The organism is Chromohalobacter sp. HP20-39 (assembly GCF_033052815.1).
In the GTDB taxonomy this organism is placed as follows: domain Bacteria; phylum Pseudomonadota; class Gammaproteobacteria; order Pseudomonadales; family Halomonadaceae; genus Chromohalobacter.
Map to the genome: position 1 here is coordinate 1 of NZ_JAWHTP010001033.1, position 246 is coordinate 246.

Genomic DNA, 246 nt, shown 5'->3' on the forward strand with positions numbered 1-246 from the left:
GTGACGTAGAGGCTGCCCTGAACGCGACTGAAACCGTGCTCTCCAAGCACAGCGCCAATCTCCGTATAGGCCTGCGTCACGCCTTTCGGATGGTGCTTCTCGGTGTCGGCGACGACCAGGTCAAACGCGACCGCGTACATCAGTGAGCCACCGGGTCGTCGGTCAGGTGGGTCCAGCGGTACTCCGCCTTCTCCCCGCTCTCGACCATGGTCACCTCGATCATCCAATCACCGTCATCGAGTTGAC

The 246-nt window shown here is 61.4% G+C and carries 1 protein-coding gene; it reads right to left on the minus strand.

The features are described 5' to 3' along the window. Positions 1-139: 139 nt before the first annotated feature. Positions 140-246: DUF5397 family protein (locus tag RVY79_RS22115; RefSeq protein ID WP_411161780.1), on the minus strand; the 107-nt coding region annotated here is incomplete at its 5' end.